Genomic DNA, 15,776 nt, shown 5'->3' on the forward strand with positions numbered 1-15,776 from the left:
CCGGCTTCCGCGCTATTTGCCGAGCTGCTGCTCGGCGACGATCTCGAGGTCGAGCCCTTCCGCGGCCGCCTCATCGGCGTCGAGGTGGGCGACGTACACGTTCTTCAGTTTCGCGCCATCGCCCTCGAACGGACCTCGGCGGAAGGCGTAGAACGCGAGCGTCGGCAGCATCGCCTCGTCGGAGGTGAGGATCGCGTTGTGGAAGTCGCCGTTCGCGCGACGCAGCTGCGCGAAGATCTCGGCCGCGAGGGCACGGGCATCGAGCGAGGCGGCGTCGGCGCCGTCGACGAGCTGGATGGCGAGGTGCAGCTGGCGGTTGCCGTGCGCGTCCTCGAACGATATGAGGCGATGGTTCTCGACGATGCCGAGCAGCAGCTCGTGCGCGTTCACGACATCGCGCAGCGAGTCGGGCCCGATGACGGCGCCGTTGAAGTCGACCGAGAGGTCGCTGCGGCCGTAGTGGAAGAGCAACGGCAGGTCGAGCAGCTTCGACTGCATCACGCCTTGCATCCCGAGCTCGCGCAGCACCGGCTCGAGCTCGGCGACGCGCAGCACATGCCCGCGGTCGTGGATGTTGTACCTGACGCGCGGGTTGAGGTTCTCGGCGCGGAGGATGGTCACGAGCAGTTCGCCGCGATCGTTCGTCTCGATGCGGTAATTGAACGGGTTGAACTGGAAGACCATGGGCAGCACGCCGTACTCGGCGCGCTTGCTGATGCGCTTCGCGAGCTCCGGGTTCGCTGCGATCGCCCGCCGCACCTCGACTGTGAAGTCGGTCTCGAGGGCGAGGTTGATCTCGAGGTCGCTCGCTCCGTAGCTGCCGTAGGCGGAGTGCGCCACTTCGAGGATGCGGTCGCGCATGCTCTCGCTGATGCCTTCGCCGCCGAATGCCGCGACGATGTCGTACTGCGACCAGTCGAGACGGGTGTCGTCGAAGAGCGATTTCAAGAACGGCGGGTAGCTCAGGATCACGTAGGTGTAGCGCGGCCCGAACTCCTGGATGGTCTGGATGATCTTGTTCTTGTCGGGGCCGATCGATTTGATCATGCTGACGTCGGTGAGGGAGGTCGTCACGTTCATGCCGGTCGCCCACGCGCCCAGCGAGAAGGCGTTGAGCACGAACGGCGGGTACTTGAGCGCGCTCGCGGTGTTCGAGTAGCCGAGCTGCAGGATCTGGCGCGTGGCCTGGCGCTCGCGCGGCCCGCGGATCCAGCTCGTCGGCGTGCCCGAGCTGCCGCTCGATTCGTCGACGATGACGCCGCGGCGCGGAATGCGGCCGCCCTGGCAGCGCTCGGGGATCGACCAGCGCTTCACATACGAATCCTTGTCCATCTCGGGGATGGTCTTCAGAGCCGCCTCGAGCCCGGCGCTCGTGTCGAGCTTGCGCGGGAAGCCGCGCTCGGCGAGGAACTCGCGGTAGGCCGGCACCCGGCGCGCGGTCTGCTCGAAGGTGCGCCAGGCGCGGAGTCGGCCGAGCTTCCATCGCAGCGGCTCGATGCCCGGGGCGAGCAGGATGCGGTGCGTGCCGACGCGCGGCATGAGCAGCCGCACCGCTTGCTCGAGCAGTGCGAGAAATCCGAATGCGATCAGGCGTTTCATGCTGTCTCCTCTGCGCCCGCGGGGCCGCGGCCCGGGTCTGGTTCTGAGTCGTGGCCCGGGTCTGGGGCGATATCGGCGGTGGTCTCCTCTGCGGCCTCCAGCAGCATCGCTGCGGCGCTGCGGCGGTGCGCGAGCGGCGGGTACGCGCTGTATCCGAAGCGGAACAGCATCCAGGCCATGCGCCCGCTTCCCTCGCGCGTGCCGACGGCTTCGGCGAACAGTTCGTGCGAGCGCGGGTTCGTGATCACCGTGCCGAAGGGGTGCAGTACGACGCCGTGCCGGTGCAGTTCGAGCCAGAGGCGCATGAAAGTGCGCCCCGCCTCGAGGTAGTCGCCCGGTCCGTCGAACGGCCCCTCGAGCCATCCGAGCTGGTGCACGCCGCGCATCGTGTTCAGGTAGACGGCCCTGATCGCATCGCCGACGACGGGCGCCCGCCACAGGGATCGATGCCCCATCGCGTATTTCAGTACGCCCCCGGGCATCAGCATCGCCTCCGCTGAGAGCCCGTCCGCCTTCTCGCCCGCCTCCGCCTTCGAGAACCGCAGCCACGTCATGATCTCGTCGTAGACGGCGTCGTTCTCGAGGTCGTCGAACAGCGTCGCCTGGTTGACGTGCACGATGCGCTTCACGAGCGCGCGATCGTTCGTGAAGCGGAAGTCGTAGCCGGCGCCCGCCGCCAGCGCGACGGCGGCGTCGAGCACCTCGGCCGGCACACTGCGGCGCGTGTACGGCCGGCGGGAGGTGCGCCGGGTGCGCAGCCGTTCGAGTTCGATGCCGGCCTGCACGCGCTCGTCGGCGTCGAGGTCGAGCGGTGCGAGCGTCACATCGGCGAAGCGGTGCAATCGATCGGCGCTGTCGAAATCCATCTCTTCGAGGTGCAGCCGTTCGACGACTCCGTAGCCCGCGGCTCTCGCGACGACCCGCAGGGTTTCGAGGAAGACGCCCGCGCAGACGTGGGCGAACGGGATGCCGAACGATTCGGCGGGGAGCCCGAGGTCGAGATCGTAGTACGCCGTCGCGGTGAGCCGGCCGGTCGGCCGCAGTTTGATCGGCTGCGAGTTGTGCGGGCTCGGGTAGCGCCTCGCATCCTCCACGATGGCCGGCCACGGATTCGACGATGAATCGTTCATGGTCATGAGCCTACGGGGTGCCGTTCGCCGCTGCGGGAATACCCGGGCAGCGGGTCGCGCACGATTGTTCGCCCCGCCCGGTTCGACGCATCGGCCCGCTCAGCCCTCGGTCTTCGCGATCGGGGCGAGCTTCACGAGCAGCTTCCGCTCCCCCACCGAGTCGAACACGACGTGGGCGACGCGCTTCGAACCGGTGCCGGTGATCGCCGAGACGCGGCCGCCGCCGTAGTCGTCGTGCGTGATGCGATCTCCCGGAGAGAGTTCGAGCTCGCCGTTGTCGCGGGTCGCCCCGCCGATGAGGTTCGGGAAGCCGCCGCCCGCGGCCTGCGCCTCCTTCGCGAGGCGCTTGCGCTCGCGCCATTTGTCGAGCGCCGATTGCATATTGCCGCTCGCGGGCTCGCTCACCGCAGCCGCCCCCGAGGCGTTCCCGCCGAAGGAGACCGCGGAGTCGGTGCGCGCGCGGAAGCGGCCGCCGGCGCCGGCCGCCGCGCCGCCGCGGGGTGCGTTGAGCGCGCGCGATTCGGTGCCGCCGCGGCCGGTGACCTCGCCCGGGGACTGCCGCCAGTCGATGAGTCCCTCGGGGATCTCCTGCAGGAACCGGGAGGGCATCGCCGCGGAGATGTCGCCGAACGTCGCGCGCGTCGAGGCGAGCGTGAGGTACAGGCGCTCGCGGGCGCGGGTGATGCCGACGTACATGAGACGGCGCTCTTCGCTGATGCCGCCGATCTCGTCGACCGACATCTGATGCGGCAGCAGCCCCTCTTCGACACCCGTGATGAAGACGGCCTTGAACTCGAGACCCTTCGCGGTGTGCATGGTCATGAGCGAGACGGTGCCGCTCGTGTCGTCGAGGTCGTCGGCGGCGGCCACGAGGCTGACCTCGGTGAGGAAGGCGATGAGGCCGGCTCCGGGCTGCTTCGCGTCGAACTCGCGGGCGACCGCGATGAGCTCTTCGAGGTTCTCGGCGCGCGCGTCGTCCTGCGGGTCGCGCTTCGCCCGCAGCCTCTCGATCATCTCGGTCTCGTCGAGCAGCAGTTTCAGCAGATCGCCGACGGGGGCGGGCGCCTTCTCTGCGCCGTCGGCGGCATCGGGAGCGGTCGACGAGACGTCGGTCGCGCCCCCGCCGGCCGCCATGCGCGCGGCGCGCGACAGCAGCGAGCCGAGCTCCCGCACCGTCGTCTTCAGCTTCGGGCCGAGCGCCGCCACTTCGTCGGCGCGCAGCATGGCGTCGACGAACGAGATGCCCTGCGCCTCCTGGAAGTTCGCGAGGTGGGCCTCGGCCATGGGGCCGATGCCGCGCTTCGGCGCACCGAGCAGCCGCGACCAGGCGATCGGGTCGTACGGGTTCGCGATGCTCGTCAGGTACGCCATGGCGTCCTTGATCTCGGCGCGCTCGTAGAACTTCGTGCCGCCGAGCACGCGGTACGGCACTGCCGAGCGGATCAGCAGCTCCTCGAGCGCGCGCGTCTGCGAGTTGGTGCGGTAGAACACGGCCATATCGCTGTAGGCGATGCCCTCGCGGCGCAGGTCTTCGATCTCCTCGGCGACGAAGCGCGCCTCGTCGTGCTGCGAGTATCCGGTGAAGCCGACGATCTTCGCCCCGTGCCCTGAAGTCGTGAAGAGGTTCTTCTCCTGGCGGTCGAAGTTATTGCCGATCACGGCGTTCGCGGCCGACAGGATGTTCTGCGTCGAACGGTAGTTCTGCTCGAGCTTCACGACCTCGGCCCCCGAGAAGTCGCGCTCGAACTCGACGATGTTGCGGATGTCGGCGCCGCGGAACGCGTAGATCGACTGGTCGGAGTCGCCGACGACGGTGAGCGAAGCGCCCGGGATGCGCCCGGCGGCATCGAGTTCGCGGCCCCGCACCGGCGGCACGAGCCGCTCGACCTGCTCGGGCTCGACCGGCCGCGTGAGCTCGCGGATCAAGGAGTACTGCGCGTGATTCGTGTCCTGGTACTCGTCGACGAGGATATGGCGGAAGCGCCGCTGGTAGATCGCCGCGACGTCGGGGTGCGAGCGGAACAGCTGCACCGTCTGCCCGATGAGGTCGTCGAAGTCGAAGGCGTTCGCGCGCTTCAGCTCCTGCTGGTACATCGCGAAGATCTCGACGAAGAGCCGGTCGCGCGGGTCGGTCTCGTTCATGGTCGCGCGGTAGTCGTCGACGTCGGTGAGCTCGTTCTTGAGCTTCGAGATCTTCGACCCCGAGTTCGCGGGGGTGAATCCGTAGCTGTCGGCGTCGAGCTCCTTGATGATGCGCTTGAGCAGCGCCCGCGAATCCGCCGAGTCGTAGATCGTGAACCCCGACACGTAGCCGAAGCGCTCGGACTCCCGTCGCAGGATGCGCACGCAGGCCGAGTGGAACGTCGACACCCACATGCCCTCGACGCCCGAGCCGAGCAGCCCCTCGAGGCGCTCGCGCATCTCGGCGGCGGCCTTGTTGGTGAAGGTGATCGCGAGGATCTGGCTCGGCCAGGCCTCGCGCCCCTGGATGAGCTGCGCGATGCGGTGCGTGAGCACGCGCGTCTTGCCCGATCCCGCGCCCGCCACGATCAGCAGCGCCGGCCCTCGGGCGGTCACCGCGCGCTCCTGAGCCGGGTTCAGCCCGTCGAGCAGCGGGTCGGCACCGGCGTCTGCGGGCGCGCCGAAGCCGTCGCCGATCGGAATGCCGGAGGGGTCGAGAAGTTCGAAGTCGCTCATCGTCCACAAGTCTAGGCCGGGCCGCCGACAACGCGGTCCGACGGCCGCACGGTCGCCGCACGGTCGCCGCACGGTCGCCGCACGGTCGCCGCATCCGCGAGAATAGTGGGCATGGCAGGAGTTCTCGTCTTCGCGACCGGCGGCACCATCGGCATGCACGAAACGGATCGCGGGCTCGCCCCCGACCCCGATTTCCCGGACATCCTCGAGGAGATCGTCGCGAGCATCTGCGGGCCGATGGGCGTCGAGCACCGCGTGAACCAGCTGCTGCCCGCCATCGACAGCGCGAACGCCGAGGCCGACACCGCGCCCCGCATCGCCCGCGCGGTGCGCGCCCGCGTGCGCACGCAGCGGCCCCGCGGCGTCGTCATCACCCACGGCACCGACACGCTCGCGTACAGCGCGGCGCGCTTCGCCTTCGACCTGGCCGACCTCGGGGCGCCCGTCATCGTCACCGGCAGCCAGCTCGCCCACGGCGCCATCGGCACCGACGCCTTCGACAACCTCTCGCTCGCGCTGCGCACCGCGGTCCGGGCCTCGAGCGCCGCCCCCGTATCGATCGCGTTCGGCGGCGCCCTGCTGCCCGCCGTGCGCGCGACCAAGCACGACAGCAGCGCGTTCCAGGCCTTCCGCGCCGAACGGGCGCTCGCGCAGGGGGCGGCGGGTGTCCCCGTCGCGCACGGCAGCCCGCGCGCGACCTCGGCGCGCGTGCTCGGCTTCCGCTTCACCCCCGCCGTTACCGCTGCCGATCTCCGCGCGGCGGTCGGCGGGGCGCCCGACGGGCTCGTGCTCGAGTGCTACGGCAGCGGCACCGCGCCGATGGCGCGCCCCGGCATGCTCGGCGCCCTGCGCGAGGTGTGCAGCCGCATCCCGGTCGTCGCGATCACGCAGAGCGCGAACGGCGGCGTCGACCTCGACCGGTACGCCGTCGGCCGCGAACTCGCGGCGACCGGCACGATCGACGGCTCCGACCTCACCGTCGAGGCCGCGATCGCGAAGCTCGGCTTCCTGCTCGACCGCGGCTGCGACTCCGCCGAGATCCGCACGCTCATGCAGACGAACCTCGTCGGCGAGTGCGTCGGCGCAGCACGCTAGGCGGTCTCAGCCCTCGCGCTTCTCCACCGCGGCGCGGCCCAGATCGGGGTGATCGACGAAGATGCCGTCGACGCCCGACCCGATGATCAGACCGAACTCGCCTTGCCAGTCGCCGTGGTGCGCGGGCGAGATCGGGCGCTGGAAGCGCAGGCTCAGGAAGAAGTTCTCGGGCCGCAGCGTCCACGTGTAGACGCGCAGCCCGCGCGCGTGCGCCCGCTTCACGAGCGTCGTCGGGCCGACCGCGATACCGACCGGGCCGAGCTTGATGAGGTTGCTCTTCGCGACGCTGATGCCGTCGACCCGGGTCGCGAGCAGATCGAGGCCCGCGTCGCTGCGATACCAGACGTAGCCGCGCGGGTGCGCATCGCCGACCGGTTCATCGGCCGGAGCGCCGCCGCGTTCGGTCAGGAACACGAGCTCGCCCTGCGCGCCCGCCTCGCGCAGCCGGTCGAGCACGCCGAGCTCGAACGACTCGAACACGACCCGATCGGGCCGCGCGTCCCAGCCCGCCCGTTCGAGGTCGGTGAGCAGCATTTCGCCGAGATCGTAGCCGCGGTCGAGGAAGAACTGGGCGTGCTTGATCTCGAGCACCACGCCGAACTCGCGGCCGTGCGCGGCGCTCTCATCATCGATGATGCGCAGCACATCCGCGAGCCGCAGAATCGGCTCATCGCCATCGAACTCCGTATTCGCGGGCCGCAGCTTCGCGAGGCGCTCGCGACAGCGCAGCGTGCGCAGCTCGGCCCAGTCGAAATCCTCGGTGAACCAGCCGGTGAGACTCTTACCGTCGACGACCTTCGTCGTGCGCCGATCGGCGAACTCCGGGTGCGCGGCGACATCGGTCGTGCCCGATATCTCGTTCTCGTGCCGCACGACGAGCACGCCGTCGCGGGTCGAGACGATGTCGGGCTCCACGAGATCGGCGCCGAGCTCGAAGGCCAGGCGGTACGCCGACTCGCTGTGCTCGGGGCGATAGCCTGAGGCACCGCGGTGGCCGATGACGAGAGGCGCTGGCATGCCAACAGTGTAGTGGCCGGGACTCAGCGGGGCGATCCCTGGAGCCCACCGGCATTCAGCCCGAAAACACAGGCGCGGCAGGGCCCGTATTCGATAGTCTGGGAGTACTCACATGACTTCGGCCCATACGCCAGGAAGGACTCCGACGCATGAGCAACCCCGCCCTGAGCCGCAACCCGGCACTCAACGGCAAGACGATGACCGCCGACGAGCTGCACCGCATCTACGACCAGCCGGCCGCCCAGCCGCAGCGCCCGGGCATCGACCAGCCCGCGACGGGCGCGGGTCTCGGCCCCGGCCAGCCGCCGGCGATCGCTCCCTCGGACCGCCCGATGACCTACGAGAACACCATCTCGAAGACGGCGCTGCTCTTCGTGATCGTGCTCGCGTTCGGCGCCGTCGGCTGGTGGCTCGTGAAGGCCGCCCCGCTCGTCATCTTCGCCGCCGCGATCGTCGGCCTCGTGCTCGGCCTCGTGAACTCGTTCAAGAAGCAGCCGAGCGTGCCGCTCATCGTCGCCTACGCTGCGGCGCAGGGCGTCTTCCTCGGCGGCATCTCGGGCATCTTCGAGGCCCAGTGGGCCGGCATCGTCTCGCAGGCGATCATCGGCACGCTGTCGGTGTTCGGCGTCACGCTGCTGCTCTTCCGCAGCGGCAAGGTGCGCACGAGCCCGCGCCTCAACAAGATCTTCCTCATCGCGCTCGTCGGCTACGGCGTGTTCTCGCTCATCAACTTCGTGCTGGTGATGTTCAACCTCACCGACAGCCCGTGGGGCATGCGCTCCGGCTGGCTCGGCGTCGCGATCGGCGTCTTCGCCGTACTGCTGGCCGCGTACTCGCTCGTGATGGACTTCGAGTTGATCCAGAACGGCGTCAAGAACCGCGTGCCCGAGAAGTGGGGCTGGTCGGCCGCATTCGGCCTCATGGTCACGCTGATCTGGCTCTACGTCGAGATCCTGCGCATCCTCGCGATCCTGCGCGGCGACTGAGCGCTCAGCGCGCGCTTTCGATGGGCTCGGCCGTTCTGCGGCCGGGCCCATCGTCGTCTGGGCCCGGGGCATCCCGTGCCGCGGCAGCGACCCTGCGCATGCACGATCTGGTGCACAATTCGTCACGGATACTGCACTATTTCCAGCATTCGCGGGGTCACAGGCGCACGGGCCGGCCGGGCCGACCAGGCCGACAGCGCCAGGGATCGCCGGGCTACGCCGACTGATCCCGGAGCCGCACGAGGCGCTCGTGCCCCGTCTCTTCGAGCTCGACCACCTCGGAGCGCGAGCGCAGGAAGTCGGAGAACGAGCGGAACCCCATCGCCTTCTCATTGAACGACGGGTCCATGCGGCGCATCTGCTGCTTCACCGCCGAGCTGTACAGCCAGCCCGAGTCGTCCTTGTCCTGGCTGAGCCAGAGTGCGCGGATGAGCAGGCCCGTCACCGACACCTCGGTATCGTCGTCGAACTCGTCGTCGACGTCGACGGCATCGACGTCATCGTCGGCGAGGCTCATGCCGGGCTCCTCCGGCTCCGCGGGCGCGGCCGGTGCCGACTGAGCGGCGGCGCCGGACCGGCCGCCGCGCCGCGACGACCGTGCAGGGACCGCCTTCGCCGGCGGCTCGGGCCGCTCGATGCCCGGCAGAGCATCGTACGAGGCGAACTCGTCGCACGCCGCCTGCAGGGCCTTCGCCGTCGACCCGGCCACGCCGATGCCCACGACGTAGCGCCCGAGGCGCTTGCAGCGCTGCGCCAACGGCACGTAGTCCGAATCGCCGGCGACGATCACGACGTGGGTGAGGTCGTCGAGCCGGAACATGTCCTCCACCGCATCGACCGCGAGACGGATGTCGGCGCCGTTCTTCGCATACGCAGCCGCAGGGAAGAGCTGCACCAGGTCGACCGCGCGCGCGACGAGCTGCGACCGGTACTCCGCGTTCATCGGCGCCGACCAGTCGGCATAGGCGCGCGTGAGCACCAGCGTGCCGAACGACGAGGCGTAGTCGATGATCGCGCCGACGTCGACGATGGCGGCCTTCAGACGCGCCGCCGTCTCGGGATCGTTCGGGTTCTCGGCGATGCGCTGGCGATCACGGCCGAACGAGTTGCGCCCGTGCACCCGGTCGTACCAGGAGAGCACGATGTTATCGAAGTCGAGGTAGACCGCGACACGGCCATTCTGAGTATCCGCCATCACCCCAGTGTGACAGGCCCGGCCGCGCAGGCGCGACACGAAACGGAAAAGCCCAGCCGAAGCCGGGCTTTTCCCCTGGCGCTGACGCGCCAACCGGAGTCGAGACGACCCCGGAGTGAGCGAGAAACGGCCAGAAATGGCCGTTCCACCTCTACGGCGCTGGCGCCCCGACCGAGGCCGAGACGGCCTCGGAATAGGCGAGAAACGCCCAGAAATGGGCGTTCCACACCCTGGCGCTGACGCGCCAACCGGGGTCGAGACGAACCCGGAGTGAGCGAGAAACGGCCAGAAATGGCCGTTTCCTGAACGCTCACTCCCACTCGATCGTTCCCGGCGGCTTCGAGGTGACGTCGAGCACGACGCGGTTCACCTCGGGCACCTGGTTCGTGATGCGGTTCGAGATCTTCGCGAGCACGTCGTAGGGCACCCGCGTCCAGTCCGCGGTCATCGCGTCCTCCGACGAGACCGGGCGCAGTACGATCGGGTGGCCGTAGGTACGGCCGTCGCCCTGCACGCCCACCGAGCGCACATCGGCGAGCAGCACGACCGGGCACTGCCAGATCGTCTGATCGAGCCCGGCGATGGTCAGCTCTTCGCGGGCGATCGCATCGGCCTCGCGCAGAACGTCGAGACGCTCACGGGTCACCTCGCCGACGATGCGGATGCCGAGGCCGGGGCCGGGGAACGGCTGGCGACCGACGATCGCCTCGGGGATGCCGAGCTCGCGGCCGATCGCCCGCACCTCATCCTTGAACAGGGCGCGCAGCGGCTCGATGAGTTCGAAGTCGAGGTCCTCGGGCAGCCCGCCCACGTTGTGGTGCGACTTGATGTTCGCGGTACCCGAGCCTCCGCCCGACTCCACGACGTCGGGGTACAGCGTGCCCTGCACGAGGAACTTGACCTTCTCGCCCGACGCCTTCGCCTCGGCGACGAGATCGAGCTGCACCTTCTCGAAGGCGCGGATGAACTCGCGGCCGATGATCTTGCGCTTCTGCTCGGGGTCGGTGACGCCCTCGAGGTGACCGAGGAAGATGTCGGCCGCGTCGACGGTGATGAGCTTCACGCCGGTCGAGGCGACGTAGTCGCGTTCGACCTGCTCGCGCTCGCCCTTGCGCAGCAGTCCGTGATCGACGAAGACCGCCGTGAGCTGGTCGCCGATGGCCTCGTGCACGAGCGCCGTCGAGACTGCCGAGTCGACGCCGCCCGACAGGGCCGAGATGACGCGGGCGTCGCCGACCTGCTCGCGGATGCGCTCGATCTGATCGGCGATCACGTTGCCCGCATTCCAGTCGGCGGGGATCTCGGCGATGCGGTGGAGGAAGTTCTCGAGCACGCGCTGGCCGTGCTCCGAGTGCTTCACCTCGGGGTGCCATTGCACGCCGTAGAGCCCCCGCTCCGGCGAACCGAATGCCGCGACCGGGGTGACGTCGGTCTTCGCGTAGACCTCGAAGCCCTCGGGAGCCTGCTGCACGGCATCGCCGTGGCTCATCCACACGCTCTGCGCCTCGGGCTGACCGCCGAGGAGGGCGCCGCCGTCGCCGAGCAGCTGAGCGTCGGTCGCGCCGTACTCGCTGTCACCGGTCTTCGCGACGGTGCCGCCGAGAGTGTGCGCCATGACCTGGAAGCCGTAGCAGATGCCGAGCATCGGTACGCCGAGGTCGAAGATAGCCGGGTCGAACTGGGGGGCGCCCTCGGCGTAGACCGAGGAGGGCCCGCCCGACATGACGATGCCGAGCGGCTGCTTCTCGGCGATCTCCGCCGCGGTGATCGTGTGGGGTACGAGCTCGGAGTACACGCCGGCCTCGCGCACTCGGCGTGCGATCAGCTGCGCGTACTGCGCCCCGAAATCCACCACGAGAACGGGACGGTGCCCGGATTCGGTCTGTTGTGCCTGCGTCGCCATAGTCTGTGCGGTCGGCCTTTCGGAATAACGCGGCATGAACCGCGGCGGGTGACGTATGGGAGAAGTTTACCGCGCCGCGGGCGCGGCCTCGCGCTCGGCGAGGAAGCCGTCGACCTCGCGCACGATGCGCGCTTCGAGGAAGAACGACATCAGCGGCACGACGCCGCCGAGCGCGATGAGGATGAAGCGCCAGAAGTTCCAGCGCATCGGGCTCCAGAGCAGGAAGTCGGAGACGAGGTAGATGACGTAGAACCAGCCGTGCGCGATCAGGATCGCGCGGAACAGATCGAAGCCCTGCGGAGCGAACTCGCTCTCGAGCCCCTCCTGCGCGATGGGCGTGAAATGCGCGAAGCCGTCGGGTGTGAAGAGGTAGAGCTGCACGCCGAAGGCGTACTTCATGACCATCACCGCGCAGAGCAGCAGGAGCATCACACCGGTCACCACCGAGGTGACCTTGTAGAAGCTCAACGCTTTGCGGATGCGAGGATAATCGGCGGGCTTGGGCTGCAGCTGCATGATCCCTATTCTATTCGGCGCTGTCTGATCGTTCAGCGAGTGCATTTCGCTCTGCAGCCGCAGCTTCTTCGGCGACGAGCAGTTTCATCTCGTGCTCCTTCTCCCAGGCGTCGCGCACGAGGCGGCACCAGAGGAAGACGGCGAAACCTGCGAAGACGACCCACTCGATGGCGTAGAAGACGTTCAGCCAGTTGACGGCCTCGGGCGCCTCGGGCGCGACCGAGTCGATCGGGTCGAGGGCGACCGATTCGATCAGCTGCGCGGTGTCGCCCTCGGGGTGCAGCACGAGGTACCCGGCGTACGCGCCGCTGTCGAAGCCGTTCCAGAGGTTCACGAGGTAGGCCGGCACCATCGATTTGATGAGCGACGGGTCCTCGCCGGCATCGGGCACCACCGGCCCCTCCGTCGGCATGAACCGCCCCTCGATCGCCAGCTCGGGCTCGAGCGCCCCGCCTGTGGCGAGTTCGTCGATCGCGCTTCGGGCCTGTGCGGCGCTGGGCGCCCACCCGATCGCGACCGCGAGGTGGCGCGTCTCGCCCGCCGCATCGGCCGGGGTGACGAGGTGCCCCACGACCCAGGCGCCGCGCTGCCCCGCGTTGTCTCGCGGGGCGACGACCTGCAGGTCGTCCGAGCGGATCGTGCCCGCGGTCGTGACGACGGCGCCGGCGGCCGCCTCGGTCACTGCGACCCCGGGCTCAGCGAGCTCTTCGAGGGGGCGCGGCGTCTCGTACTCGACGCTGTCGAAGGCGTCGGTGCGGATCGCGTTGTCGAGCTGCCACCGGCCGAGCCAGGCGAACCCCGCGGCGACCGCCAGCGCGAGTGCGAGCGCGGCGATCCACCGCGGCCGCGTCGCGACGCGCGCGATCGTGGGGTCGCCGAGGTACTCGGGCTTACGGGAAGCGGGCTCGGTACTCGTCACTGTCACCGTTCGGCGTAGACGATGCCGACGCGCTGGAACTCCTTCAGCTCGGAGTACCCGGTCGTCGCCATCGCGCGGCGCAGCGCGCCCACGAGGTTCGCATCGCCGTCTGCGGTGTGGGCCGGGCCGTTGATGACCTCGGCGAGCGGCGCCACCGGCGCGACCTGCAGGCGCTTGCCGCGCGGCAGATCCTCGTGGTGGGCCTCCTGGCCCCAGTGCCAGCCGCGCCCCGGAGCGTCAGACGCCTTGGCGAGCGCCGTGCCGAGCATGACGGCGTCGGCACCGCAGGCGATCGCCTTGATGAGGTCGCCGGAGCTGCCGAGACCGCCGTCGGCGATGACGTGCACGTAGCGGCCGCCCGACTCGTCGAGATAGTCGGAGCGCGCGCCCGCCACATCGGCGATCGCGCTGGCCATCGGTGCGCGGATGCCGAGCGTCGCGCGGGTCGTCGACGATGCGCCGCCGCCGAAACCGACGAGCACGCCCGCAGCGCCCGTGCGCATGAGGTGCAGCGCCGACTGGTAGGTCGCCGCCCCGCCGACGATGACGGGCACGTCGAGCTCGTAGATGAACTGCTTCAGGTTGAGCGGCTCGCGCCCCTCGACCGACACGTGCTCTGCAGAGACGGTGTTGCCGCGGATGACGAACAGATCGACGCCGGCGTTCACCACGGTCTCGGTGAACTGCGCGGTGCGGTGGGGCGAGAGCGCCCCGGCCACCGTGACGCCGGCTTCGCGGATCTCGCCGAGCCGCGCGGTGATGAGCTCGGCGCGGATCGGCGCGGCGTACATCTCGCGCATGCGCTTGACCGCGGCGACTTCATCGGTGATCGTCGAGAGCTCTTCGAGCAGCGCCTCGGGGTTCTCGTGCCGGGTCCACAGGCCTTCGAGGTTCAGCACGCCGAGACCGCCGAGACGGCCGAGCTCGATCGCCGTCGCGGGCGACATCACCGAATCCATCGGGGCGCCGAGCACCGGCAGCCCGAAATGGAACGCGTCGATCGACCAGGAGGTCGATACCAGCTCGGGGTCGCGGGTGCGACGGGTCGGCACGATGCCGATCTCATCGAAGGTGTACACGCGGCGGGCGCGTTTGCCCCGCCCGATCTCGATCTCGTTGCTCACCCTGCCAGTCTATCCGCTCGCTCCTGACAGACGGCGGAAGGGGGCGGAGCAGTTCAAGCCGCTCCGCCCCCTTCCGGGAAGTGCCGTATCTAGCGCCGGTAGTTGGGCGCCTCGACGACCATCTGCACGTCGTGGGGGTGCGATTCCTTGAGCCCGGCGGAGGTGATGCGCACGAACTCGCCGCGCTCCTTGAGCTCGTCGATGGAGCGCGAACCGACGTAGAACATCGACTGGCGCAACCCGCCGACCATCTGGTGCACCACCGTGCCGACCGAGCCGCGGTAGGCGACCTGGCCCTCGATGCCCTCGGCGATGAGCTTCTCATCGCTCGGCACGTCGGCCTGGAAGTAGCGATCCTTCGAGTATGAGGTGCGCTCGCCGCGCGTCTGGAGGGCGCCCAGCGACCCCATGCCGCGGTAGTTCTTGTACTGCTTGCCGCCGAGCAGCACGAGCTCGCCCGGGCTCTCGTCGGTGCCCGCGAGGAGCGACCCCATCATCACCGAGGATGCGCCGGCGACGAGGGCCTTCGCCACGTCGCCCGAGTACTGCAGACCGCCGTCGGCGATCACCGGAACGCCCGCCGGCGTCGCCGCCTTGGCCGCCTCGTAGACCGCGGTCACCTGCGGCACGCCGACGCCGGCGATGACGCGGGTGGTGCAGATCGAGCCGGGGCCGACGCCGACCTTGACCGCGTCGGCCCCGGCCTCGACGAGCGCCTTCGAACCGGCATAGGTCGCGACGTTGCCGCCGATGACGTCGACACGCGCGAATGCGGGGTCGGCCTTGATCTTCGCGATGATCTCGAGCACGCCGCGGCTGTCGCCGTTGGCGGTGTCGACGATGATGACGTCGACGCCCGCGTCGACGAGGGCGCCCGCGCGCTTCCACGCGTCACCGAAGAAGCCGACCGCGGCACCGACGAGCAGGCGCCCCGCATCGTCCTTCGCCGAGTTCGGGTACTCCTCCTCCTTGTCGAAGTCCTTGACCGTGATGAGACCGGTGAGCTTGCCCGCGTCATCGACGAGGGGCAGCTTCTCGATCTTGTGCTTGCTGAAGATCGCCGCGGCGTCGGCGCGCGAGATGCCGGTCGGCGCAGTGATGAGCGGCATGCGCGTCATAGCGTCCTCGACACGCACGTTCGCGCGATCCCTGGGGGCGATGAACCGCATGTCGCGGTTGGTGATGATGCCGAGCAGCGTGCCGTTCTGGTCGACGACGGGCAGACCCGATACGCGGTACTCGCCGCAGAGCGCGTCGACCTCGGCGACCGTCGCGTCGATCGTGGTGGTGACGGGGTTCGTGATCATGCCCGCTTCGCTGCGCTTGACCCGGTCGACCATCTCGGCCTGATCCTGGATCGACAGGTTGCGGTGCAGGATGCCCATGCCGCCCTGGCGCGCGAGCGCAACGGCCATGCGGGTCTCGGTCACGGTGTCCATCGCCGCCGAGATGAGCGGGATGCCGAGGCGGATGCGTTTGGTGAGCTGGGTCGACGTATCCGCCTCGCTCGGAATGACGTCCGTGTGCGCGGGGAGCAGCAGCACGTCATCATAAGTCAGACCGGTGAACGCGAAGGGGTCACGCTGTTCCATAAA

Annotated in this window: 12 protein-coding genes; 2 read left to right on the forward strand and 10 right to left on the reverse strand. The window is 69.4% G+C overall.

The features are described 5' to 3' along the window. Positions 1-12: 12 nt before the first annotated feature. The 3 genes from ACUYTF_RS00990 to ACUYTF_RS01000 form a co-directional block, all read right to left on the reverse strand. Positions 13-1,599 carry a CoF synthetase gene (locus tag ACUYTF_RS00990; RefSeq protein ID WP_434141419.1) on the reverse strand — a complete coding sequence of 529 codons (1,587 nt, stop codon included), beginning with the start codon at positions 1,597-1,599 and terminating at the stop codon, positions 13-15. Then, positions 1,596-2,729: a hypothetical protein gene (locus ACUYTF_RS00995; RefSeq protein ID WP_434141417.1), complete on the reverse strand. Its 1,134-nt coding sequence runs from the start codon at positions 2,727-2,729 to the stop codon at positions 1,596-1,598. The genes ACUYTF_RS00990 and ACUYTF_RS00995 overlap by 4 nt, the downstream gene beginning before the upstream one ends. Positions 2,730-2,828: 99 nt before the next feature. Further along, positions 2,829-5,426 carry a UvrD-helicase domain-containing protein gene (locus ACUYTF_RS01000; protein WP_434141415.1) on the reverse strand — a complete coding sequence of 866 codons (2,598 nt, stop codon included), beginning with the start codon at positions 5,424-5,426 and terminating at the stop codon, positions 2,829-2,831. Positions 5,427-5,537: 111 nt separating this feature from the next. Between ACUYTF_RS01000 and ACUYTF_RS01005 the strand changes: the two genes are divergently transcribed. Further along, positions 5,538-6,521 (forward strand): asparaginase domain-containing protein, encoded by a 984-nt coding sequence (locus ACUYTF_RS01005; protein ID WP_434141413.1) that lies wholly within the window; start codon positions 5,538-5,540, stop codon positions 6,519-6,521. A gap of 6 nt (positions 6,522-6,527) precedes the next feature. On the opposite strand, the gene ACUYTF_RS01010 is transcribed toward ACUYTF_RS01005, so the two are convergent. After that, entirely contained in the window at positions 6,528-7,538 is a 1,011-nt protein-coding gene (locus ACUYTF_RS01010; RefSeq protein ID WP_434141411.1) for a glycerophosphodiester phosphodiesterase family protein, read from the reverse strand. A 149-nt stretch (positions 7,539-7,687) separates the two neighbouring features. Between ACUYTF_RS01010 and ACUYTF_RS01015 the strand changes: the two genes are divergently transcribed. Next, a complete protein-coding gene (locus ACUYTF_RS01015; protein WP_434141409.1) occupies positions 7,688-8,524 on the forward strand; it encodes a Bax inhibitor-1/YccA family membrane protein in 837 nt (278 codons plus the stop codon). Positions 8,525-8,738: 214 nt separating this feature from the next. On the opposite strand, the gene ACUYTF_RS01020 is transcribed toward ACUYTF_RS01015, so the two are convergent. The 6 genes from ACUYTF_RS01020 to guaB all read right to left on the reverse strand — a co-directional run bounded on the left by ACUYTF_RS01020 (position 8,739) and on the right by guaB (position 15,773). After that, positions 8,739-9,719: an NYN domain-containing protein gene (locus tag ACUYTF_RS01020; RefSeq protein ID WP_434141407.1), complete on the reverse strand. Its 981-nt coding sequence runs from the start codon at positions 9,717-9,719 to the stop codon at positions 8,739-8,741. A 310-nt stretch (positions 9,720-10,029) separates the two neighbouring features. Then, positions 10,030-11,622 carry a glutamine-hydrolyzing GMP synthase gene (guaA, locus tag ACUYTF_RS01025; RefSeq protein WP_434141405.1) on the reverse strand — a complete coding sequence of 531 codons (1,593 nt, stop codon included), beginning with the start codon at positions 11,620-11,622 and terminating at the stop codon, positions 10,030-10,032. Positions 11,623-11,688: 66 nt separating this feature from the next. Then, complete coding sequence (locus tag ACUYTF_RS01030; protein ID WP_434141403.1) at positions 11,689-12,138, reverse strand: DUF3817 domain-containing protein; 450 nt, start codon at positions 12,136-12,138, stop codon at positions 11,689-11,691. A 10-nt stretch (positions 12,139-12,148) separates the two neighbouring features. Further along, a complete protein-coding gene (locus ACUYTF_RS01035; RefSeq protein ID WP_449279219.1) occupies positions 12,149-13,057 on the reverse strand; it encodes an SURF1 family cytochrome oxidase biogenesis protein in 909 nt (302 codons plus the stop codon). Positions 13,058-13,059: 2 nt separating this feature from the next. Then, positions 13,060-14,181 (reverse strand): GuaB3 family IMP dehydrogenase-related protein, encoded by a 1,122-nt coding sequence (locus ACUYTF_RS01040; RefSeq protein ID WP_434141399.1) that lies wholly within the window; start codon positions 14,179-14,181, stop codon positions 13,060-13,062. An 89-nt stretch (positions 14,182-14,270) separates the two neighbouring features. After that, positions 14,271-15,773 (reverse strand): IMP dehydrogenase, encoded by a 1,503-nt coding sequence (guaB, locus tag ACUYTF_RS01045; protein WP_434141397.1) that lies wholly within the window; start codon positions 15,771-15,773, stop codon positions 14,271-14,273. Positions 15,774-15,776 lie beyond the last annotated feature (3 nt).

It is taken from the genome of Leucobacter sp. GX0328, assembly GCF_053567315.1.